The sequence below is a fragment of the Bradyrhizobium sp. WBOS08 genome, assembly GCF_024585125.1.
Taxonomy (GTDB): domain Bacteria; phylum Pseudomonadota; class Alphaproteobacteria; order Rhizobiales; family Xanthobacteraceae; genus Bradyrhizobium; species Bradyrhizobium japonicum_B.
This window is the reverse complement of sequence record NZ_CP028988.1, coordinates 5865533-5888648: the sequence shown is the minus strand read 5'-3', so window position 1 is coordinate 5888648 and position 23116 is coordinate 5865533. Positions and strand designations below refer to the sequence as shown.

At 65.8% G+C, this 23116-nt stretch carries 16 protein-coding genes and 1 tRNA gene; 5 read left to right on the top strand and 12 right to left on the bottom strand.

Features of this window, described 5'->3' with window-relative positions; translation table 11 throughout:
• Positions 1-8: 8 nt before the first annotated feature.
• From DCM80_RS27770 to DCM80_RS27760, 3 genes are read right to left on the bottom strand one after another with little or no spacing between them, the layout of a single operon-like run.
• Positions 9-1529 carry an amino acid ABC transporter permease gene (locus DCM80_RS27770; RefSeq protein ID WP_257194611.1) on the bottom strand — a complete coding sequence of 507 codons (1521 nt, stop codon included), beginning with the start codon at positions 1527-1529 and terminating at the stop codon, positions 9-11.
• Positions 1526-2731 carry an amino acid ABC transporter permease gene (locus tag DCM80_RS27765; protein ID WP_257194610.1) on the bottom strand — a complete coding sequence of 402 codons (1206 nt, stop codon included), beginning with the start codon at positions 2729-2731 and terminating at the stop codon, positions 1526-1528. The genes DCM80_RS27770 and DCM80_RS27765 overlap by 4 nt, the downstream gene beginning before the upstream one ends.
• 25 nt (positions 2732-2756) lie before the next feature.
• Positions 2757-3773 (bottom strand): amino acid ABC transporter substrate-binding protein, encoded by a 1017-nt coding sequence (locus tag DCM80_RS27760; protein ID WP_257194609.1) that lies wholly within the window; start codon positions 3771-3773, stop codon positions 2757-2759.
• A 389-nt stretch (positions 3774-4162) separates the two neighbouring features.
• Here DCM80_RS27760 and metC point away from each other — a divergent pair, with 389 nt between their 5' ends.
• Both metC and DCM80_RS27750 read left to right on the top strand, forming a co-directional pair.
• Complete coding sequence (metC, locus tag DCM80_RS27755; RefSeq protein WP_257194608.1) at positions 4163-5347, top strand: cystathionine beta-lyase; 1185 nt, start codon at positions 4163-4165, stop codon at positions 5345-5347.
• A gap of 188 nt (positions 5348-5535) precedes the next feature.
• On the top strand, positions 5536-7227 hold the full coding sequence (locus DCM80_RS27750; protein WP_257194607.1) for a Na/Pi cotransporter family protein: 1692 nt from the start codon (positions 5536-5538) through the stop codon (positions 7225-7227).
• 45 nt (positions 7228-7272) lie between these two features.
• Here the strand turns inward: DCM80_RS27750 and DCM80_RS27745 are convergent, their stop codons facing one another.
• From DCM80_RS27745 to DCM80_RS27710, 8 genes are all read right to left on the bottom strand, one after another.
• A complete protein-coding gene (locus DCM80_RS27745) occupies positions 7273-8133 on the bottom strand; it encodes a DMT family transporter (RefSeq protein ID WP_257194606.1) in 861 nt (286 codons plus the stop codon).
• Between the two features lie 70 nt (positions 8134-8203).
• On the bottom strand, positions 8204-8740 hold the full coding sequence (locus DCM80_RS27740) for a TetR/AcrR family transcriptional regulator (RefSeq protein WP_257194605.1): 537 nt from the start codon (positions 8738-8740) through the stop codon (positions 8204-8206).
• Positions 8741-8912: 172 nt separating this feature from the next.
• Entirely contained in the window at positions 8913-9251 is a 339-nt protein-coding gene (locus tag DCM80_RS27735; RefSeq protein WP_257179649.1) for a lipid-A-disaccharide synthase N-terminal domain-containing protein, read from the bottom strand.
• Positions 9248-10000, bottom strand: coding sequence for a glycosyltransferase family 2 protein (locus DCM80_RS27730; RefSeq protein WP_257194604.1), 753 nt, complete (start codon positions 9998-10000; stop codon positions 9248-9250). The genes DCM80_RS27735 and DCM80_RS27730 overlap by 4 nt, the downstream gene beginning before the upstream one ends.
• A 62-nt stretch (positions 10001-10062) precedes the next feature.
• Entirely contained in the window at positions 10063-10908 is an 846-nt protein-coding gene (locus DCM80_RS27725) for a phosphatase PAP2 family protein (RefSeq protein WP_257194603.1), read from the bottom strand.
• Position 10909: 1 nt separating this feature from the next.
• Complete coding sequence (locus tag DCM80_RS27720) at positions 10910-12652, bottom strand: glycosyltransferase family 39 protein (RefSeq protein ID WP_257194602.1); 1743 nt, start codon at positions 12650-12652, stop codon at positions 10910-10912.
• A 50-nt stretch (positions 12653-12702) separates the two neighbouring features.
• Positions 12703-14811, bottom strand: coding sequence for a penicillin-binding protein 1C (pbpC, locus tag DCM80_RS27715; protein ID WP_257194601.1), 2109 nt, complete (start codon positions 14809-14811; stop codon positions 12703-12705).
• A 95-nt stretch (positions 14812-14906) separates the two neighbouring features.
• A complete protein-coding gene (locus DCM80_RS27710; RefSeq protein WP_257194600.1) occupies positions 14907-20108 on the bottom strand; it encodes an alpha-2-macroglobulin in 5202 nt (1733 codons plus the stop codon).
• 405 nt (positions 20109-20513) lie between these two features.
• Here DCM80_RS27710 and DCM80_RS27705 point away from each other — a divergent pair.
• Positions 20514-20590, top strand: a tRNA-Arg gene (locus DCM80_RS27705).
• Between the two features lie 119 nt (positions 20591-20709).
• Positions 20710-20952 (top strand): hypothetical protein, encoded by a 243-nt coding sequence (locus DCM80_RS27700; RefSeq protein ID WP_257194599.1) that lies wholly within the window; start codon positions 20710-20712, stop codon positions 20950-20952.
• Positions 20953-20986: 34 nt separating this feature from the next.
• Here DCM80_RS27700 and DCM80_RS27695 read toward each other — a convergent pair whose 3' ends face one another.
• A complete protein-coding gene (locus DCM80_RS27695; RefSeq protein WP_257194598.1) occupies positions 20987-22267 on the bottom strand; it encodes a hypothetical protein in 1281 nt (426 codons plus the stop codon).
• Between the two features lie 113 nt (positions 22268-22380).
• Between DCM80_RS27695 and DCM80_RS27690 the strand changes: the two genes are divergently transcribed.
• Positions 22381-22608, top strand: a complete 228-nt coding sequence (locus DCM80_RS27690; protein WP_028136547.1) for a DUF2171 domain-containing protein — start codon at positions 22381-22383, stop codon at positions 22606-22608.
• Positions 22609-23116: the final 508 nt, after the last annotated feature.

Here is a 23116-nt window from a genome sequence, read left to right as displayed (position 1 = left end):
GACCTCGATCAGCTGCGGCGATGGGCGTTGAGACGATGCTCGACGAACAGCGAATATCGCGACATTCCAAAGCAGAAGATGAAGTAGATGATGCCGGCGAAGGCGAAGCCGGTGAACGCGGTCGACGGCGTCGACCATTTCGGATCCGAGAACGATGCCCTGAGCGAGCCCAGGAGATCGAACAGCGCCACGATCGAGACCAGCGAGGTGTCCTTGAACAGCGAGATGAAGCTGTTGACGAGGTTCGGAATGACGTGGCGCAACCCCTGCGGCAGCACGATCAACGAGGTCGTCTTCCACCAGGAGAGCCCGAGGGCGGCCGCCGCCTCGGTTTGCCCGCGCGGGATCGCGGCGAGCCCGCCGCGGACGTTCTCGGCCTGATAGGCGCCGGTGAACAGCGCAATGCCGATCAACGCGCGGACGAGGCCGTCGACGGTGAAATTGCCGGGCAGAAACAGCGGCAGCATGTAGGTGGCGAAGAACAGCACGGTGATCAGCGGTACGCCGCGCCAGAACTCGATGAACGCGATCGAGAAGATCCGGATCAAGGGAATGGTCGAGCGGCGGCCCAGCGCGAGCGCGATACCGATCGGCAGCGAGGTGACGATGCCCGTGACGGAGACCACCAGCGTCACCAGCAGGCCACCCCAAAGATTGGTCGCCACGACCGGCAATCCGCCGTGATCGAGATCCATGAGCCTGATGACGATGGCGATGGCAATGAAGGTGGCGATGCTCGATACCAGAGCCCGCCCGCCGGTGCGAACGCCGCCACCGAGAACGAAGGCGACCAGGCACGCGATCGCGGCCGTCGCCGCGAAATCGGCCCAGACCGGCTGGCCCATCCCCTGGATATAGTCGCGCAACCAGGTGAGCGGAAAGATCAACCAATGGACCGCTGTACCGAATAGCACGATGAGGCTTCCGACGCCCCACAGCAGCGGTCCGATCGCCGAATTCTTGCTGAGACCGAGCAGCGCCTGTCCGGCGCCGATGATGCTCTCGTCGAACAACTGCAGGAGACCGGCCGTCCAGCTCAGGCCGAAGCCCTTGATGCCGCCTCCGTGCAGCAGGAAGAAGGCGACCACCGGAAACGCGACGAAGAACATGCCGGCGTTCAGGCTCTTCGCCGGCAGCCGCGGTACGAGCAGCGGCACCAACAGGACCACGGCCAGGATGAATGTGAGATCGACCCGCCAGCGTTCGGCCTCGGGATAGAAGCCGTAGATCAGCTGCGGGAGCTTCGCCTGGATGTAGGGCCAGCAGGCACCGACCGCGAAACCGGCGTTCTCGGCGAGGCAGGCGGTACGGTCCTTGCCGCTCCAGACCGCATCGACGACCAGGAACTTGACGGAGGGAACGATCGTGTACCAGAGCAGCAAGGCGCCCAGGATCGTCAGCAGGATGTTGGTCGGCGAGTTGAACAGGCGCGTGCGCATCAGGCCGATGAAGCCGGTGGTCTTCACTGGCGCGGGTCGCTCGGCGAGCAGGTCACGGCGGACGAAGCGGGACGAGACGACATCGCTCATGCGCCCAGACTCCGGCTGACCCGCCAACCATAGAGGCTCATGATGGCGCTGGTGACGAGCGAAATCAGGAGGTAGATGCCCATCGTCATGGCGATGATCTCGATTGCCTGCCCGGTCTGGCTCAGCGATGTGCCGGCGAACACGGAGACGAGGTCCGGATAGCCGATCGCGACCGCCAGCGACGAGTTCTTGGTGAGATTCAGATACTGGTTGGTCAGCGGCGGTACGATGACGCGCATGGCCTGCGGCACGACGATCAGGCGGAGCGTGGCACCGCGGCTGAGGCCCAGCGAGGACCCCGCCTCCATCTGCCCCTTGTGAACAGACAGGATACCGGCGCGCACGATCTCGGCGATGAACGCGGCCGTGTAGGTCGACAGCGCCACCACCAGCGCCACGAATTCCGGGATGATGCGCGAGCCGCCTGCGAAATTGAATCCCCTCAGCTGCGGCAGCTCGAACGTGAAGGGCAAACCGAACGCCAGCGCCGTGGCGAGCGGAAACCCGAGCAGCAGGGCCAGCACGTAAGGCCAGATGCGGAACACGTGGCCGCGCTGAAACAGCGCTCGCCTTGCGTAGAAGCGCAGGGCCAGCGAGGCGACGATGCCGAGCGCCAGCACCACCAGGAACGGCGCGAGACCGCTCTGGCCGATCGGACTGGGGATGACGAGGCCGCGATTGCTGATGAAGGCGATGCCGAACAGCGAGATGCTCTGCCGCGGATTGGGCAAGGCCGCCAGCACCGCCAGATACCAGAACAGGATCTGGAACAAGAGCGGCAGGTTGCGGATGACCTCGACATAGATCTCGCCGATGCGCGACAGCAGCCAGTTCGGCGACAGCCGGCACAGCGCGACGATGAAGCCGAACACGGTGGCGAAGACGATGCCCACCACCGAGACCACGAGCGTGTTCAGGAGACCGACCACGAACACGCGCAGGAACGTATCCGAGCCGGTATAGGAGATCAGGGTCTGGTTGACGTCGAAACCGGCGTTGTTGCGCAGGAAGCCGAAGCCGGCGGCAATGTGCTGGTTCTCCAGGTTGGCGCGAGCATTGGAGACGATCTCGTAGCCGATCCAGCCCAGGACCGCCGCGAAGGCAAACTGGACGGCAACGCCGTTCCAGCCTGCCTTGCCGCCCAGAAGGCGCCTGATCTTCAGCGCGATCTGGGGCGGCGGTTTTCGGGCCTCGGTGCTCATGCCGCTGTCAGCGGGTCAGGAGCGGTCAGCGGATCGGCGGCGCGTACTGAAGACCGCCCTTGTTCCAGAGATTGTTGAGGCCGCGGTTGATGGCCAGCGGCGAGCCCGCGCCGACGTTGCGATCGAACACCTCGCCGTAATTGCCGACCGTCTTCACGATCCGCACCACCCAATCCTTGGTCAGGCCGAGCTGTTCGCCGAAATTGCCGTCGCTGCCGACAACCCGCTTCATCTCCGGATTATCCAGCTTCGCCTTCTCGTCGACGTTCTTCGAGGTCACCCCGAGCTCCTCGGCGGTGATCATCGCGAACAACGTCCACTTCACGATGTCGAACCACTGGTCGTCGCCGTGGCGCACCATCGGGCCGAGCGGCTCCTTGGAGATGATCTCGGGCAGCACCATGTGGTCGTTGGGACTGGCGAGCTTGAGGCGGTTGGCGTAGAGGCCCGACTGGTCCGTGGTGAAGACGTCGCAGCGCCCGGCTTCGTACGCCTTGACCGTTTCGTCGTTGGTGGCGAACGCAATCACCTCGTACTTCATGTTGTTCGCCTTGAAGTAGTCGGCGAGATTTTGCTCGGTCGTCGTGCCGGTCTGCACGCAGACCGAGGCGCTGTTGAGCTCGAGCGCCGAGTTCACCTTGAGCGACTTCTTCACCATGAAGCCCTGCCCGTCATAATAGGTCACGCCGGTAAAATTGGCGCCGAGCGAGGTGTCGCGCGAGATAGTCCAGGTGGTGTTGCGCGAGAGCACGTCGATCTCGCCGGACTGCAGCGCGGTGAAGCGGTCCTTGGCGGACAGCGGCACGAACTTGACCTTGGTCGGATCGTTGAAGATCGCGCCGGCGATGGCGCGGCAGACGTCGACGTCGATGCCGGTCCAGTTGCCCTTGTCGTCGGGCGAGGAGAAGCCAGGCAGGCCCTGGCTGACGCCGCAGGACAGCATGCCCCGGTCCTTGACCGTCTTGAGCGTTTGCGCATCGGCGGCTTGGACGGAGAGACCGGCGGCGAGAGCAAGAGTAAGAGCCAGGGTTGCGCGTTTCATGGGCTTTGGGCCTTTCAAAGTCGTCTCAAGGAACGTTGTCTCAGGATCATCCCTGCCGGGCCGGGCATATCAAGACCAGCCTTGCAAGAGTCATGCTGGAAAACCTTGCCGAACACTCGCCGATCCCGGGAGGCCATACCTTAATCCCCGCCGCTGGCGCCCGCCGCTATGGGCCGTGCGCAAAGTTCGGTCAGACGATGGATCGAAGGTCGCGGCAGGCCCCTCAACATGCGGCGACTGAATAGCACCTGCGCATCACAGAACGACTGGCGTGCCGGGTCAAGGGGTTGACGGGACTCTTCTGTGTTCTGTTATTAACGACAGCGGCCTTTCGGCCGTCCCGTCGGGCGCCCAGCCCCGACGGGAAACGCGGTTTTGAAAGCAGGCGCATGGATTCCTCGCACCCCCAAGAGCAGAAGGCCGAGACCCGGCTGGTCACCTCCGGCCGCGACACCAAGGCGCAGAAGGGGTTCGTCAATCCGCCGGTTTTCCACGGCTCAACCGTGCTCTATCCGACCGCCGAGGACCTGCACGCCCATCGCGGCGAGTTCACCTATGGCCGCCACGGTTCCCCCACCACCAAGGCGTTCCAGGAGACGCTGATGGCGCTGGAGGGGCCGCAATGCGCCGGCGTCGGCATCGTGCCGTCGGGACTGTCGGCGATCTCCACCACGCTGCTCGCGCTGCTGAAGGCCGGCGACCACATTCTGGTCGTCGACAACGTCTACCGCCCCTCGCGCAATTTCTGCAACGGCATGCTCGCCCGCTACGGCGTCGAGACCACGTACTTTGACCCGCTGATCGGTGCCGGCATCGACAAGCTGTTCAAGCCGAACACCCGCGCGGTGCTGGTGGAGGCGCCGGGCTCGCAATCGTTCGAGATGCCGGACATCCGCGCCATCGCCGAGGTCGCGCATGCGAAGGGCGCGCTCGTCATCGACGACAACACCTGGGCAACGCCGCTCTATCACCGCTCGCTCGAACAGGGCGTCGACGTCAGCATGCAGGCCGCCACCAAATATATCGGCGGCCATTCCGACATCATGTTCGGCACGATCTCGGCCAACGCCGAGGCCTGGCCGATCGTGGCCGAAGGCATCCGCCTGCTCGGGGTCTGCGCCGGTCCCGACGACGTGTTCCTCGCGCTGCGCGGCCTGCGCACGTTGTCGGTCCGGCTGGCGCAGCATCATCGCTCCGGTCTCGACATGGCGCGCTGGCTCGCTGCCAGGTCCGAGGTTGCTCGCGTGCTGCATCCGGGCCTGGAGACCGATCCCGGTCACGCCATCTGGAAGCGCGACTTCACCGGCGCATCCGGCCTGTTCAGCATCGTGCTGAAGCCGGCGCCGCAGCAGGCCGTCGACGCCATGCTCAACACGCTCAAGCTGTTCGGCATGGGTTTTTCCTGGGGCGGCTTCGAGAGCCTTGCGATTCCCTTCGATTGCGACGCCTATCGCACCGCGACCAAATGGGCGCCCGGCGGGCCAACTCTGCGCCTGCACATCGGGCTCGAGAGCACCGACGATCTGAAGGCCGATCTCGATCGCGGCTTTGCTGCCCTCAAAGCGGCAATGTGAGCCTGCTCACAGGGCATTGCGCCTGCTGACGCGCCAGGCGCGACGCGGCCGCCGCGCAACGTGCGCCGCGGCGAACGCGCGGGAACGTGCAAGTGTCGTAAACGTTAACGACGACGCGCCAACAAATGATTTGATCCACTGCCGTTTGGCGCTAGCCTCACCAATCGACTCCAATCCGGACACGGAGAATGGGAACGTTGGTTCTGCTCGACCTCATGGGCGGCGTGGCGCTGTTGCTGTGGGGCCTGCACATGGTCCACAGCGGGATTCTGCGCGCCTTCGGTCCGGACCTCAGGCGCCTGCTGGGCAAGGCGCTGGGCAACCGCGTCAACGCCTTTGCCGCCGGCCTCGGGCTCACCGCCCTGCTCCAGAGCAGCACGGCGACCGCGTTGATCACGAGCTCGTTCGCGGCCGAAGGCCTTGTCAGCCTCGCCGCCGCGCTCGCCATCATGTTGGGCGCCAATGTCGGCACGACGCTGATCGTGCAGGTGCTGTCGTTCAACATCGCAGCAATTGCGCCGGTCCTGTTCGTGCTCGGCCTCGTCGCGTTCCGTTCCGGCCCGCGTTCGCGGATCAAGGACATCGGCCGCGTCTGCATCGGCCTCGGCCTGATGCTGCTCTCGCTGCACATCCTGCTCGACACGCTGGCGCCGGCCGAGAACGCGCCCGGAGTCCGCGTCGTGATGTCGGCCATCACAGGCGATCCCATCCTGTGCATCGTCATCGCCGCCCTCGTCACCTGGGCGGTGCATTCGAGCGTTGCCAGCGTGCTCCTGATCATGTCGCTGGCCTATTCGCAGTTCATCACGCCCTACGCGGCCCTGGCGCTCGTGCTCGGGGCCAATCTCGGCAGCGCCATCAATCCCGTGTTCGAGGGCGCCAGGCGTGACAATCCTGCGAGCTATCGCCTGCCGGTCGGCAATCTCGTCAACCGCGTGATCGGCATTGCGCTGGTCCTGCCCTTCCTGGGCGGGATCGCCGAGCATATGCACGCCTGGCAGCCAGATCTCGCCAAGATGACGGCGGCCTTCCACATCGCCTTCAATGTCGGCACGGCAATCGTCTTCATCGGCCTGCTCGACGCCATGTCGCGCCTGCTCACTCGTCTCTTTCCGGATCGCGTGCAGGAGGCCGACCCGGCCCGGCCGCGCTATCTCGACGAGACCGCACTGGAGACGCCGTCGCTGGCACTCGCCGACGCCGCCCGCGAGACGTTGCGCATGGGCGATCTCGTCGAGGTCATGCTGCGCAAGGTGATGGCCGCGATGATGACGGGCGATCGTGCGCTGGTCGACCAGGTCTCCAAGATGGACAATCTCGTCGACGGTCTCGACGAGGCCATCAAGCTCTACGTGACCAAGCTGATGCGGGGCAGCCTCGACGAGAGCGAAGGACGGCGCGCGATGGAGATCATCTCCTTCGCCATCAACCTCGAACACATCGGCGACATCATCGACAAGAGCCTGATCGAGCTCGCCACAAAGAAGATCAAGCGGCGCTTCCAGTTCTCGGCGGAAGGGGCAGACGAGCTCGCCGCCTTCCACAAGCGCACGATGGACTCGCTGCGGATCGCGTTCGGCGTCTTCATGTCGGGCGACGCCAACGAGGCGCGCAAGCTGCTGGTGGAGAAAACCGCGCTGCGCAACACCGAGCTTGCCGCGGTCGAGCGGCATCTCGATCGCCTGCGCGAGGGCCGCCCCGAAACCATCGAAACGACGTCACTGCATCTCGACGTGCTGCGCGACCTCAGACGCATCCACTCGCATATCTGCTCAGTCGCCTACCCTGTGCTGGACGCGGCCGGCGAGCCCTATCGCAGGACCGAGGCGGAGACGGCCGCCCTGCCCGCCTCAGGCGCGGCCTCGGCGGTGCCGCGCTAGGCGGACGGGCGCCGACTGAAGTCGGCACGACGCGAGGCTCGACAATCAGGCAGGTCGGGCGCGCGGGCGCATCTGCGTTATGGCGACGCCCGAGATCGCGAGCAGCCCGCCGACGATCAGCTTTGGGCTCATGCGTTCGTCGAGGAAGACAACGCTGCAAGTCAATGCGAACACCGGAAGCAGCAGACCGAAGGGCGCGATGCGCACCATCGAGCAACGGGCGATCAGCCAGAACCAAAGGCCAAACCCGACGATTCCGCCGACGAAGATCGTATAGGCGAGCGCCAGCCAGCCTCGTTCGTCTGCCGTGACAAGACTCGCCATTTGTCCGGATTCGAGCAGCAACGACATCAGCATGACCTGCGGCACCGTGAGCAGAGACGACCAGCCCATCAACATCAGGGGATCAAAAGGGCCATAGCGCTTCGTCAAGACGTTCGACACCGCAAATGCGAAAGCCGCTCCGACCACGAGCAGCAGCGGAAGTGCGTTCCCCGACAAGCCAGGCCCCGCCGCCAGCACGACCACGCCGACGAACGCAAGTACCACGCCGGCGGACGTGGTGAGAGACGGCCTCTCCGCGAGCAGCGGCCAAGCCAACAGGACGGTGAAGGGCGGAGCGAGTTGATAGGCGACGGCCGACATGCTTCCCGAGCCGAGGCCGAGACCCACGTAGAATAGACCGAAGTTCAATCCACCCAGGAAAAGCGAAATGACTGCGACAGGCCCGAGCTGCCGCCGCGTCGGCCTTTCGACGAACGGAACGAGCAGCAGCGCGATGGCCAGGAAGCGAAGTGCGAGGAAGAAGAGCGGCGGAAACTCCGTCACGCCCACTTTGATGACCACGAATTGATAGCCCCAGAGCAAGGGAACCACCACCGCGCAGACAATCTGGAGAGCGGACATGGCATCGCTCTTTTCAAGACCATTCGGTCCAGATATTGCCCTGCGAACAGCGGAAAGGTCCATGGTTTGTCTACCTGATGAAGCGGTCGAGAAGAGCGTCGACGGTGGCTTGCGAAATGATCCGTGTCGGTGCCGTCTTGCCGACCACCCGCAGCCCTTCGACAAAACAGACGATAATTCGGGCGGCGCTCGAAGGCTCGACACCATCGGCGAGTTGGCCCGCTGCCTTCGCCCGGGAAAACGCATCGGCCACCCGAGCCTCCATGGCTTTGAAGAAATTCCCGATGCGACGATCGACCTCAGTGTCGCGGCCAGCCAGTTCCATGGCTGTGGCGACCAGCAGGCAACCGCGCCGACCATTGGCACCGCTGTTGCGGTCGACGTAGCCGGCAAGATAGGCCCTCAGGCCGTCGACCGGCTCTCTGGCGTGGTCGAGTTCGGTATCCATCCGCGTCAGGGCAATGGCGATGTAGCGATCGAGCGCTCGCAAGAACAACGAGTGCTTGTCACCAAAAGCAGCGTAAAGGCTGCCACGCGAGAGCCTGGTCGCACGAAGAAGGTCCGGCAGCGCCGTGGCGTGATAGCCGCGCGACCAAAACACGTTCATCGCGCGTTCGACAGCGGCTTCCGTGTCGAAACTTCGGGGGCGGCCACGGGACAGCTGTACTCGGGCGGGGCGACGCATAGTTGATATATGAACCGATCGGTTTTGAAATAGCAAGAGTCGATTGGGTCACATTTCACACGGCTTTAGGAGACGTCCCGAGCCAAGTTCCGGATCAGCGCTCCAGCGTCTTCGAGGCGCTGCCGCGGTTCTTCCAGATCAGCATGATGTTGCGGATGTAGATGATGGTCGCCAGCGACTGTCCGAGGATGATGATCGGCTCGCGCTTCACCACGCCGTAGACCAGCGTCATCAGGCCGCCGCCCATCGAGCAGAACCAGAACGCCATCGGCACCACGCTGTTGCCGGCGCGCTCGCTCGCGATCCACTGCACCAGGAAGCGCGCGGTGAAGAACAGCTGCGCGACGAGGCCGAATGCCAGCCAGAAATCGAATTTGGCGACGAAGACGTCGTAGAGATAATTGCTCAGCGCCTGACCGTATTGGATGATCATGCGGTCACCTCAGTCACGTCTGGTGTCGGCTTCTTGCGGCGGATCAGCCACCACACACCGGCGAGATCCATGATGCCGATCCAGAGCCGGTCGAAGAAACCGTAATTCGACACGCCGGAATGGCGCGGCCGGTCGATCACGTCGACATAGGCGATGTCGTAGCCCTCGCGGCGGACCAGCGCCGGCAGGAAGCGATGCAGCCCGTCGAAATAGGGCATCATCAGGAAGACCTCGCGCCGGAACGCCTTCAATCCGCAGCCGGTATCCCGCGTGCCGTCCTTGAGGATGGCGTTGCGGACGCCGTTGGCCACGCGCGACTGGAATTTCTTGAAGCCGGTATCCTTGCGTCCGACGCGCTGCCCCGCAGCGAGGCCGACGCGCCCTGCTCCCTTCTCAACCGCCGCGATGAGGTCGGGCAGGAAGGCCGGATTGTTCTGGCCGTCGCCGTCAAGCGTCGCCACGATCACGCCGCGCGCCGCGCGCACCCCGCTGCGCACCGCCGCGGATTGACCGCCCGATTTGGCATGGCGGAGCTGGCGCAGATTGTCCCGCTGCGCCATCAGCGTCGCGATCCGTTCGCCGGTCGCATCGGTCGAGCCGTCGTTGACGTAGATGATCTCGTAGTCCCAGCGGCCGTCGAGCGCCGCGCCGATCTCCGCGATCAGCGGCGCGATGTTGTCGGCTTCGTTGCGCACGGGAACGACGATGGAAACCGAAGGCTGGGAAACCGAAGGCTGGGACGTCGGCAAGTGAGGCTCGTGGTTGGAATTGGCCTGCCATTGGAACCGGCGGTCCCGGCAGGCAGCCGCTTTTATGGGGCGGATGCCTCGTGGGCAACCCTTTTGAGGCGGCCCGAGACAGCCCCCGCAAGCGGCACGATGGTGCCGTCGGCGCGGATGGCGAAGCCCAGCCTTCGGGCCGCGAACCAGTAGCGGACCGCCATGGCGCCGATCGTGCCGACCAGGGCGCCGGCCACGACGTCGCTCGGGTGATGGGCGACCAGCACCAGCCGCGTCAACAGGATCACGATTGCGTAAGTGAACATGAAGACGCGCAGGCGCGGCCACAATGCCGATACCGCGAACGCCAGGGCGAACGCGGCCACGGCATGGCCTGACGGCAGGCTGGCATAAGCCCCCGTCCCCTCGAACGGAACGAAGTTGAACGGATTGGCCTTGCCGCCGACAAACGGACGTCCGCGGCCGATGCAATATTTCAGGATCTCGGCGACGAATGCCGACACGGCAATCGACAGAAACACGAACTGCAGCCGCGTGCCGAGACCGAGCAGCAGCGCGCGGCGCGTTCCGTGAAGCCCTGCCGCGACGAACGCCAACACCACCAGCGCAGCCCCGAGCACCGAGAGCAGATACTCGTCCTTGCCGAAATCGGTCAGGATGCGGATCGGCCACAGGCTGGGCGTGCCGCGAGGGGGCATCAGCTGGATCTCGGTCCGGTCGAACGCGACCATCAGCACGATGATGAAGGCCGCGCCCGCCGCGCTGAGCCACAGCGAATGCCGCGCCAGCTTGCGTGCGGCCTCGGCGCGGCGTGAATGCGAGGGCGTGCGGACGAGCTGCGCCAGCGCGCGCCTCGACACGGCGAGTAATTGCGCGAGGTAGCCCGGACGCGGCGCGGGGCTGGTCGTAACAGGCATCCTATTCGGTGCCTTCCGACCGGAAGATCGAAATCGAGATCGCGCGGCCTTGCGAGAAATTGTAGCCGTCGATGCGGGTCCCGACCTTGTAGCGCAGCCCGATCGCCTCGGCGCGCTGCACGAAGCTGCGCTCCGAGCGCTGCTCGATCAGCGCAAAACGGCAGCTGCCTTGCCGCAGGAAATCCGCCGCGCCCGAGCCGTCGGTGAGCACGGTCTGGGTGCCCGTCAGGAACACGAGGCTGGGCTCGTGATAGCCGGCCGCAGCCGCCTTCGGCCCGACGCAGGTGACGTTGCGGAGCGCGCGCGCGACCTCGATGCTCGGGAATAGCGGCGTCAGCGACGGCAACACGATGCCATACACGATCACAGCCAGCATCAGGGCCGCGACCAGCGCGTTGAGCAGCGAGCGCTCGGCGCGGTTGTTGTCGTAGAGCCACCAGGCGAACAGGCCGAAGATCAGCGACGCCGCGATGAACGGCCAGGCCACGAAGGCGGGCTGCCGCGTCAGGATCACCGCGCCGACCACCGCGATGATCGAGGTGGCCGCAGGGATCGCGAACCACCAGGCCGAACCGCGCATCAGCCAGGAGCGCGACAGCACGCGCCGCTCCACCGCACCGGCGGTGAGAATGGCGATCGCCGGATAGAGCGGCAGCACGTAATGCGGCAGCTTGGTCAGCACCGCCTCGAACACGATCCAGGACGGGATCAGCCAGGCCAGCAGAAACTGCGCGCCGGGCTCCCGCCGCGCCCGCCACACCGCGGGCGCCGCCATCGCCGCGAGCGGCGCGCCGGGCCAGAACGTGATCCAGAACAGCGCCAGGTAAAGTCCGGGCGGCGCGCCGTGGGATTCCTGGGCGCCCAACTTGCTCAGCATGTCGCCGCCGACGGAGTCCGCAAAGAAGGCCTCGCCCGCGCGCCAGAAGATCGCGACGAACCAGGGCAGCACCAGCACCAGCATCCACATCAGGCCCCAGACCGGGCGCAGCTTCCACAGCCAGGAGGCATCGCGGTCCTGGATCGCCAGCGCAACGATGGTCAGCCCGGCGAACATCAGGATCAGCGGGCCCTTGATCAGGATGCCGACCGCCAGCGCGGTCCAGAAGATCGCGGGCCAGCTCCAGGGCGGATGGGTCTCGTCCTCGGCGCGCTGCCACGACAGATAAACCCGCGCCATCGCCCCCATCGCGGCGACCACGCAGAGCAGCAGCATCGCATCGGTCTTGGCGAGGCGCGCCTCGACCCCGAGCAGCACCGAGGCGCACATCATCAGCGCCGCCAGCACCGCGGCGCGCCGCGTGACGAAGCCGAGCGCGGCCCAATAGGTCATGAGCACGGCGCCGATCGCCCCGAACAGCGACGGCAGCCGGTAGACCCAGATCCGCAACTCGGCCTTCGGCAGCTTGAGCATCTGGGCGGCTTCCACCGTCGCCGATTGCAACCAGTAGATGCCGATCGGCTTCTTGTAGCGGACGTCCTCCTGGAAGCGGATATCGACATAGTCGCCGCTCTCGACCATCTGCTTGGTGGCCTGGGCGAACCGCGCCTCGTCGCGATCGATCGGTGGGATCGTGAAGAAGCCCGGCAGGAACAACAGCAGCGCGCATAGCAGCAGGAAGGCGACGGCGCGGGCATGGCTGGCCGTGACGACATCGAGCATGCGCACGAGTCCGCTGCCCGGATTTGCAGGCGATTTCGGTTCGCGGGGGGCTCCAAAACGGGGGGCTGGGTAGGTCTCGGCCATTGGTTCCGCTTACGCTGAAACCGCCATCGCCACAACCGCTTAAGGCAGGCTCATTGAATTCGAATGACGACTGTGTCCGCGGCGCCCGTGGCATCGATCACGGTGAGCCGTGCAAAGCCCGGACCGGGCGGATCGATCAGGCGCTGGCGGCGGCCGTCGATCTCGCCACGCGCGGTGCCGTTAACCATCACGGTCATCGGCAGAACGCCGCCGGCGACCTTGACCGGCATCGCCGCGCTCTCCTGCCCGCCGGAGCGATCGACATCGATCCGCGAGCCGTTCAGCGGAAACTGGATGTGCAGGGCCTGCTCGCGGCCGGTCCGCACCAGCTCCCCGACGGGACGGAACCGCTTCAACGGCAACGGCAGCTTGGCGTTGCTGGCAACCAGGGTTCCCCTGGGCGGCTTCGGCAGCGGAGCCAGCGTCCTGCCGCTGCGCGCGAACGCATCGAACAGGATCGGTGCGGCGGCGACGCGCCCGATCAGGCCCGGAACCGGCGCGCCGTCGGGTCGGCCGACCCAGACGCCGATGGTCATCCGGCCGTCGAACCCGACCGACCATGCGTCGCGATAGCCGTAGGAGGTCCCGGTCTTGAAGGCGATGCGGTTGTGAGCGGCATTCTCCGGCGGCGGCGTTCCCAGAAGCACGTTGCCAACTTGCCAGGCCGCGACCTGGTCCAGCAGCCGGAGCGGCTCGCGGTCGTCCTTGTCCGCCACGACCTCGCGCAGCGGCTTGGTAGTGCCGAGACGGGCGAAGCCCGCATAGAGCTGGGCCAGATCCTGGAGCGTCACGCCGACGCCGCCGAGACCCATGGCGAGCCCCGGCGCTTCGTCCTTGGGCAGAACCAGATTGCCGCCGGCCTGCCGCAGCCGCGAGGCAAGCCGGCTGGAGCCGACCCGGTCGAGCAGCACGATCGCAGGCACGTTCAAGGACAATTGCAGCGCCTTCCGCACCGGCACCGTGCCCTGGAAGGTCATGTCGAAATTCTCCGGCGCATAGGAGCCGAAGCGCACCGGACGATCGTCGATCAGGCTGTCCGGATGAATGAAGCCGTCCTCGAAGGCGAGCCCGTAGATGAAGGGTTTCAGCGTCGAGCCCGGCGAGCGGATCGCACGGGTCATGTCGACCTGCCCTGCCCGGCTCTCGTCGAAATAATCGGCCGAACCGACGCGGGCGAGCACGTCCCCGCTCTCGTTGTCGACCACGATGATGCCGACCGAGATGTTCGGCCCGAGCGCAATGGCGCGGTCGCGCGCCAGCGGCTCCAACACCTTCTGCAAATTCGCATCGAGCGTGAGCTTGACGACCGAGGTGTCCTTGACCGTCGACAGCGCGGTGTCGGAGGCGTGCGGCGCCAGGATCGGCATCGGCTTGCGCAGTCTTGGCACGGGCACGGCCTTGGCCTGGCGTGCGTCCTCTGCGCTGACCACTTGCTCCTCGACCATGCGGTCAAGCACGCGGTCGCGCGCCTTGCGCGCGGCCTCGGGATGGCGGTCGAGCCGGCGCGTCTCCGGCGATTGCGGCAGCGCCACCAGCAGCGCGGCTTCCGCCAGCGACAGGCGCTTCGGCTCTTTGCCGAGATAGCCGATCGAGGCGGCGCGGATGCCTTCGAGATTGCCGCCATACGGCGCCAGCGCCAGATAGAGGTCGAGGATCTGCTCCTTACTCAGGGTTCGCTCGATCTCGATCGCACGCACCATCTGCCGCAGCTTGGCATAGAGCGAGCGCTGCCGGCGCGGCTCCATCAGCCGGGCCAGCTGCATGCTGATCGTCGAGCCGCCCGAGACGATGTGGCCGCGTGTTGCGAGCTGCAGCGCAGCGCGCCCCAGCGCCAACGGATCGACGCCGTCATGGGCGTAAAAGCGCTGGTCTTCGTAGGCGAGCAGCAGCTTGAGATAGGTCGGATCGACGTTGGACCCGGCATCGACCGGCAGCCGCCAGCGGCCATCCGCCATCGCATAGGCACGCAGCAGCTTGCCGTTGCGGTCGACGATGGTGGTTGAGACCTGCCGGGCCTCGTCGAGCGGGAGCGGACCGAGCGAGTAAACCCAACCGACGAAGCCGATGATGGCGAGGATGACGGTGAACGCGAGGGCGGAGAGGACGCGATGGCCCCAGCCCCTTGCTCCGTCATGGCCGGGCCTGTCCCGGCCATCCACGTTCTCGCCAGCCGCACCAAACTTCGTGGATGCCCGGGACAAGCCCGGGCATGACGATTGTGTACGCGGCGTCACCTCGCTCATCCCACCATCACTCACTTCGCCGCCCGCACCTCGACGTTGCCCGTGGCCGTCCGACCATAACGCGAGGGATTGTACATGTCCTCGACATAGGCCTGCGGCAGCACGTATTTGCCCGGCGAGACCGCGCGCACGACATAGGCGACGGTGAAGACCGACTTGGAGTCCGAGGCCCGGTCGACGGCCGCGGTGAAGCGGTCATCGCGGAACTCGGTGTTTTCGGGCTCCTCGCCGTCCTCGATCCAGTCCAGCGTGCCGCTGTCGCCGGACGAGACCAGCTTCGGATTGTCGATCTCCAGGCCAGCCGGCAGATAATCCGACACCATGATGTGGCCGTACTCCGGCTTGGCCTCGGTGATCTTCAGGACCACCGCGAAGCGCTGGTTCTGCTTGACCTTGCTGATGTCGGCCGGCTTGCCGTCGAGCGTGAAGTAATTGCGCTCGATCTTGAAGCCGTTCGACGCCGCCGGCTCCGGCGTGACCGGCGAGCCGGAAACGGAGACCACGGCCTGCACCGGCGCATCGCCGGTATTGGTGATCTTCAGCGGCTTGCCGCTCATCGCATCCGCCTTGTAGCTGCGATAGAGCGCGGTCTTCACCGGCTGGCCGTCCACTTCCATGGACAGGTTCTCCTTGGCCAGCGCGCGCGCCGCCAGCACCAGCCACGCATTCTCCTGCGTGGAGGTGTAGGGCGTCAGCCCGCGCGCGGTCTCGACCCGCAACACCGCCTGCGTCAGCGTCGCCTTAGGCGCGTTGCCTTCGCTGGCAAGCGACACCAAAGCTGCGGCATCGCGAAGCTGCGAGCCGTAATCGGTGCGTCCGAACTCCAGGACGGGCTTCGGCGCGAGGCTGTCGAGCGCGGCGCCATAGACCCGCTCCGCGCGGTTGCGGTCGCCGACCAGGGCGAGCGCCGCCGCGAGCTGCGACTTCGCAATCGGCGTTGCGAGATTGGTCAGCTTGGTGTCGGCGAGATAGCGGAGGTCGCCGATCGGCGCGGTTCCGTTGCGCGCGAGCACGTAGAGGCCGTAGGCGAGCTCGCGCCCGCCGTCCTTCTCCGGCTCGTTCGCGTTGACGACGGAGTTGCGGATGCGGTCGAGCGCGCTCTTGAACGGCACGTCGGGCACCGCAAAACCCTTCTCGCGGGCGCGGGTCAGGAAGTCCGTGACATAAGCGTCGAGCCAGGCGTCGTCGCCGCCGGCGAACCAGAGGCCGAACGAGCCGTTCGAGCCCTGACGTGCCAGCAGCCGCTCGATCGCGTCGCGGATGCGCTGGTCGACCTCGGTGTCCATGGCGAGATGCGCGCCGGCCGCAAGGTCATTGACATAGAGCAGCGGCATGGCGCGGCTCGTGATCTGCTCCGAGCAGCCGTGGGGGTAGCGGTCGAGCGCCTTGAGGATCGTCGCGGCGTCGAGCGCGGTCGACAGGCTCGCCGAGACCGAGACGCTGCCGGTGCCCGGCACGAGGTCGGAGAACATGTCCGAGGTCAACGTCAGGCTCTCGCCCTTCGCAAGCGTCCGGATCGAGCGCCGCGCCAGCACCTGCGTCGCCGCCTTGATGTCGAACGCGTAGTGCCGCGCCAGCGTCAGGCCGTTCGGCCCCTTGATGTCGACGTCGAGCGTCGCCTGTCCGGCCGCGGTGGCGTCGAGCGCGAGCGAGAACGCATTGCGCTGCTTGGCGGCGAGCTTGACGGTGGTCGCTGGATTGCCCGTCATCTTCACCGGGCCGCCGGTCTTGACGTTGATGACGTAGTCGCCGGCCTGGCCCTCGACGTTGTCGATCTCCAGGTTGACCGTACCGTGGTCACCGCTGAGCAGGAAGCGCGGCAGGGTCGTGGTCAGCACGACGGGGTCGCGGATCACGACGTCGGTGTTGGCGCGGCCGAGCTTGGTGGCGGTCCATGCCACCGCCATCACGCGGGCGGTGCCGGCGAACTCCGGAATGTCGAAGCTGACTTCCGCGGTGCCGTCAGCGGCGACGGTCACGATGCCGGAATAGAGCGCGAGCGGCTTTTGCGTGGGCGGTGAGCCCTGCAATTCGCCGGCACCGGCATCGCCGCCGGACTTGATCTGGCCGCGCGTACCGGACATGCCGTCGATCAGCTGGCCGTAGAGATCGCGGATCTCGGCACTCAGGCGGCGCTGGCCGAGATAGTAATCGTCCGGAGCCGGCGGCTTGTAATTGGTGAGGTTGAGGATGCCGACGTCGACCGCGGCGATCACGATCTTGGCGTCCTCGCCCGGATTGAGACCTTCGAGCTTGACCGGAATCTTCAACGCCGAATTCGGCCTGACCAGCGCCGGCGGGGACAGCTTCACCTGCACGGTGCGGGCCTGCTTGTCGATGCCGAACCATTTCAGCCCGATCGCACGGCCCGGCATGCGCTGAGCCGCGACATCAAGCGGACGGCGCAGCGTCGCCACCACATAGGCGCCGGTGCCCCAGTCCTTGCCAACCGGGAGCTTCACCTGGGCGGTGCCTTCCTTGACGTCGATGGTCTGCGTCGTCAGCAGGCGGTCGCCGACCACGTTGACGGTCAGCTTGCCGGCGCTGCGGACATTGACCGACACCGTCATGGTGTCGCCGGAGGAATATTGCGGCTTGTCGATCGAGGTCTCCAGCAGGTCCGGGGTGTCGGCGCTGCCGTCGGAATACCAGCCGACGTCGAACTGCACCGAGGTCACCGGGCCGTCGGCGTCGCTCGACTTCACGTCGAGCCGGTAGCGGCCGGGCTGGGGGGTAAGGGAAATCCGCGCCGGCTTGTCCGCCGCGATGGTCACGTCACCGTCGGCAACGCGCGAGGTCGACTTGACCGGCTCGTACTCCCAATAATTGTTCTGGCGATACCATTGGTAGCGCGACTCGATCTTCAGGAGCTCGTAGCGCAGGCCGTCGCGGCGCAGCCGCTCACCCTCGGGCGAGACGAACACCACGTCGAACTCGGCCTTGTCGCCCTCGGTGACGTTCTTCTCGCCGAACAGCGGCTTGACGCCGATCTGCGCCGCGCCGGGCGCGACCGGCAGCACGATCTTGCGCTCGACGGCGCGGCCGCCGGTCTCGACCATGCGGACGAAGATCTGGGCCTCCTGCGGCCGGGTCGAGGCCGGCTGCTTGTCCAGCGTCACCGGGAAGATCGCAACGCCGTTGGCGTCGGCCTCCGGCAGGTTCTCCAGCGGCGTCCGCTCGTTCGAATTGGTCTCCTCGTCGGCGACGCCGAACTGGTAGCCGGCAAAGCCCGGGCGCTCAGCCGCGGGCGCGATCAGCATGTCGCCTTCGAGCGCAAGCCCCGAGGCCGGCGCGCCATAGAGGAAATGGCCGTCCGCCTTAAGCTCCACTGGAGTGTTAGCCTTGATCAGCTTGTCCTTGGCGGACAAGTCGAATTCGATCCTGTCGGGGACGTAATCCTCGACCATGAAGGTGGTCTCGCCGACCGAGGAGCCCTTCGGATCGGTGAAGGCGCGCACCCGCCAGGTCCCGGTCGGCACGGCCGAGTTGAGCGGCACGGCCAGCGTTCGGCCGCCGGCGCCCTGGTCGGCCAACGCGGCCCGGCGGTATTCGACACCGTCGGGGCGTTCGATCACCAGCGTCATCGGCCCGCCGGTGACGGCATTGCCCTGCCCGTCGCGCAACAGCGCGGTGAGATAGACGGTCTCGCTGGAGCGGTAGACACCGCGCTCGGCATAGACGAAGGCATCGGCGCCAGCGGGCGCCGCGCGGCCGTAGACGCCGCGGTCGGACAGGTCGAAGGCGGAGGACTTCAGGCTGAGGAAGGCATAGTCGGTCTTCTCGCCGGTGACCGTCAGCATCGCCGGCGACAGGCCGCCCTCGCCGCGCGCAAGGCCGGCCTCGAACAGCACATGGCCGCTGTCGTCGGTCTTGCGGGTCGCCAGGATCTCGTTGTTGCGGGCGACCAGCCGCACCTCGGCCTTGCCGACCGGATCGGTCGAGGCCAGCGAGTTGACGAAGACGTGGATGCCGTCATTGCCGGAATAGGCCGACACGCCGAGGTCGGAGACGATGAACCATTGCGTGGCGAGCTGATAATCCTCCGAGCTGGGGCCCTTGGCCGCGGCCGTCATCACGTAGACGCCCGGCTGAAGCTCGCCGAGCGCCTGATCGACCGGGAATGCCGTGGTGACGTCCTGGTTCAGCGTCGTCGCGGTCGCGAGCTCGCCGGACCAGACCTTGACGCCGCGCTCGTCGCCGAGACCTGAGAGCTCATACTTGGACAGCATCCTCTGAAAGTCGCTGTCGATCACCGTGTTGATCAGGTTGCGGTCACCGATCCGGAATACGCTGATGCTGACCGCGGGCGTGTTGACGCTGACCACGGGAATGCCGCGCTGCCCGGTTCGCGGCAGCACATAGGCCCGGCTGGTGAAGCGCACGAACGGCTTGCGGTCGCGCACATAGATGTTGAACTCGGCCGATTTCGGCAGGCCTTCCTTCACCGTGGACGGCAGGCCGGCGCGCAGATTGACGTTGTAGCGCTCGCCGTGCTTGAGCCCGTCGACGCAGAGCTGCTTGCCCTCGGCGGACAGCGCCGGCTTGTCCTGCCCCGCCAGCGCCAGGAACGGTGCGAAATCGGTGCGCTTGGCCAATTCCTCGGAGAACTGGAAGCAGGCGCGCGGGCTCGCCGAATCCGAGTCCACGCTATAGTCGAGCAGCCGGAAGCCGTGCTCGTCGCGCATCTTCTCATATTGGCCGCGAACGTCGGCAACCTCGCGCATGTCGAGCGACAGCCGCAGCGCATCCAGCGCCGGCCGCCACAGCTTGCGTTCGGCCAGCGACTTGCCGAGCACGGCGAGCGCGTCGGCCTCCTCGCCCGGATTGCCGGCGCGCATGTAGGCGATGTAGGCCGCGGTCGAGGCCCGCTCCAGCAGGAAGGTCTGCTCGCTCGAGCTCTTCGGCGAGATCTGGAAGATGACCTTGGCGAGTCGCAGCCAGTTGCCGGTGTCCTCCGGCGTGGTGGCCGCGATCTGGCCGAGCACCGACAGCCCGCTGCGATAATCGTTGCGCCGGAAAGCGGCGTCGGCGTCCGTCTTCAGCGTCGCGCTGGTCTTGGCGACCGGCCCCGCCTCGCTCTTGATCTGGGCCTCCAGCTTGATCGCGGAATCGGCGAGGTCGTCGCGCTTGAACGCCTTGTCCGCGGCTTGCGCCGCACAAAGGCCGAGCGCCAGCGTGGCGCAGAGTGTGACGGCGCGAACAAGACCGATCATGATGAACTCCCGGAAATCGCGGACAGCCGCCCGCAGGCAGCATGAGATGCGCGGAAAGGTGACGGACTCAAGGCGATGGAACCAAAGCTGTAAATCGTCGCATTCGCCATGATAGGGCAAGCCCAGAGGAGACCGATCGAGATACCGCCGCGCACGCCGTCCTAAGGGCGCCGCAATACCCGACCCGTCGTCCGGCGGCCACGTCCCGGAAGCTTGTCAGCGCTCCCGGCGATGTGATCCATCGTCCGTTGCGCTGCCGCTCGACCCGGCACCCTGACATGCCACCGTCTCGCTTTGTCGCGGCATTAAGGAAAAGGGTTCGGTTCAGGCTTGGCGAAAGACGATATTTTTCATAATGGCATGCTAGATGAACAGCCACCCCCCCAAACCGGGGCGGCTGAAGTGGGTCCCGTAGCTCAACTGGATAGAGCATCAGATTTCTACTCTGAGGGTTGCAGGTTCGAATCCTGCCGGGATCGCCAGCTCGTTGCCAGATCAACCGCTGTTCACGAACGCGTGGGTAACCATCCCCCGGTCTTTGCACCGGACCGATCACTCCTATCTATGCGCCGGGCAAGAGCGCGCCCGACAGGTTTTCTTGATGCAGCAATCCGAATTAACGAGAATGGCGATCGCATCTGCGGTGGCGATCGCCGCGATGTCGTATCTGGCAGTCGACGCAGGCTTGGTGAACACCAACGTGGTCACGAAGCCGATCAAGGTGGCTCAGGCGTCGATCTTTGGCGCCGGGATGGGCCATCATCACCTGGCCTTCGCCGTTCAGGAGTGGTCGCGTCGCGGCCACGAGAAGCCGCAACTCGAGCATTGCTTGGCGATCGACTGATCGAGGCGCCCCCCTGGGCTGGTCGGCTAGACATTCATTCTTCGCCGACGCGCGCCAACTGATGGTCCCGCCACCACCGCGCGATGGCCACGGTGAGATCGCCCCACAGCTCCGTCGGCAAATCCGAGACCGCCAGCCGGACGCTGTACCGGTCCGTGGTCGCGTCGTGAAACCACTCGGTCGCGGCGAAATCGAAACCGAAGCTGCCGGCATGGCGGATCGGGAAGCCTTCTGCGCGCAGGTTCTTGCTCATGTCCTCGGCGGCCTGCCTTGCGCTCGCCTCGTCGAGGGGATGCCTGCCCCGGAGGGTGACGTAGAGACCGTGGGCGAAATGAAGCTCGGCCGAGAGCTCCGGGAGCTTCGCAGCAAAATGGCGCGCCATGCTGCGGCCGTTGCGCAGGATCGCCGCAACACGCCGCTGCGTGAGGTCCCAATAGGCCGCGCTGCCGACAAAGGGCGGGAAGTGCGCCGGCAACGCTGCGCCGCCGAGAAGTCGCACCGCGTTGCGCGTTTCGCACGCTAGGCGCGCCCAGGGATGCTCCGTCCGTGGCTCATTGCCGTCCACGAAAACCGCCGAGCCGAGGCGGCCATATTCCGCCCCGAGCGAATCGAGCTTGTTATGGCTGCGCACCAGCACCAGCGGAATATCGTATTGCCGGGCCCAGCGCCGGACGCGCCGGATCCGGGTCGACCTGCCCGCAAAGCAGGTCGTGTCGCAGATCAGGAGATCGAGACCGGAGCCGTCACAACGTAGCATCGCCTCGAAAGCGCCGGCGATGGAGCAGGAATCCAACAGAAGGATCCGCGGCGAATTCGTCCGAGCAAGCGCATCGCCCAGTGGCAGGTTTAGCGCCACCAGCCGCAAATGAGGGACAAAGCCCCGGATCAGCTCCAGCGTCTCGCCGTACGAGCCCGGAAGCGCCAGAATGTCGGCCTTCTCGACGATCTGCGCGGAGGCCAGCAGCACGGCGGAGATCGCGGCCATGCCGGACGCGGTGTAGATCGCCGTGCTCGCGCGGCCGCCATCGAGCTCATAGAAGGAAGGACCGCGCACCGTCAGATCGGCCCGCTGGTAATCGTAGCTGAATTCGAAAGGTCCGCTGACGGGATCGGCCGTGTGCGACCAGGCCGTCTCCGTCGCCTTCCATTCGTGCAGCTCGTGCTCCGCCCTCAGCGCCGCCGTGAGCTGGAACTTGGCGCTGATGACCTCGTCGACCGATCGCGGACGCGGCAAATCAAGCCGATGCCTCAGGCAGTCGTTCAACAGCCCGAGTTCCCTGTGCTTGCGTTCCAGATAGGCCTGAATGGTCTCCATGCGCCTCTTGGCGGATCCAATCGGATCTCAACGTGCGGAAACCGCCTTGGGTCCAACGCGCCGGTGCAACGAACGTCGATGTTCGCAGTTGAGACCTCAGCAAGGAGGACCACATGGCTGACATCAGAGAGCACATGAAGATCATCGGCAAGGACGGCGCCCATGTCGGCACCGTCGACCGCGTCGAAGGCAACCGGATCAAGCTGACGCGAAAGGATAGCCCGGAAGGCCACAAGGACCATCACCATTACATCGACACGAAATATGTCGGTGCCGTCGAGGGCGATGTCGTCAAGCTTTCGGTGAATGCCGACGCAGTCCCGAAGTCGGAAGCCGCCTAAACCTCAAGCCCCTTCGGGGGCTTTTTGTTTGTTCACGGTCCGACTCCGCTTCGTTCCCGCAACACGAATCATAACCGGGGAAATCAGCGCGGCGCATTTCTTAATGCCGCGTTTCATTCGAACCAGCTCGTTCACGCATTCAACGTCACAGGCATCCCGCCGCAAGCGGCATGAGTCGATCCGCGCACAGCGAATAGATCTGAAGTGGCGCGCGGAACGAGATCGCGACCCGCGCGTTGATGCCGTGAAATCAAGTGGTGCCGATCTGCCAGCCCGGATCGGCTTTGAAGGGCCCCGTGCTTGTCCCCCGAGCACGGGGCTTTCTCATGCAGATCGAGCGCAGACGACCTCGTCCAGTCCTGCCAATTTCGCCGGAAATGTCGTCAATCCGCCCGCTCGTCGCGCCGGTCGCGCGCGAGTTCATGCCAAGCCAAAGCGAGTTGGATCAGGCGTTGCCTGTCGGCGCCTTCCGATGCCGCGGCCCGCTTCATTGCGGCCTCGGCCTCAC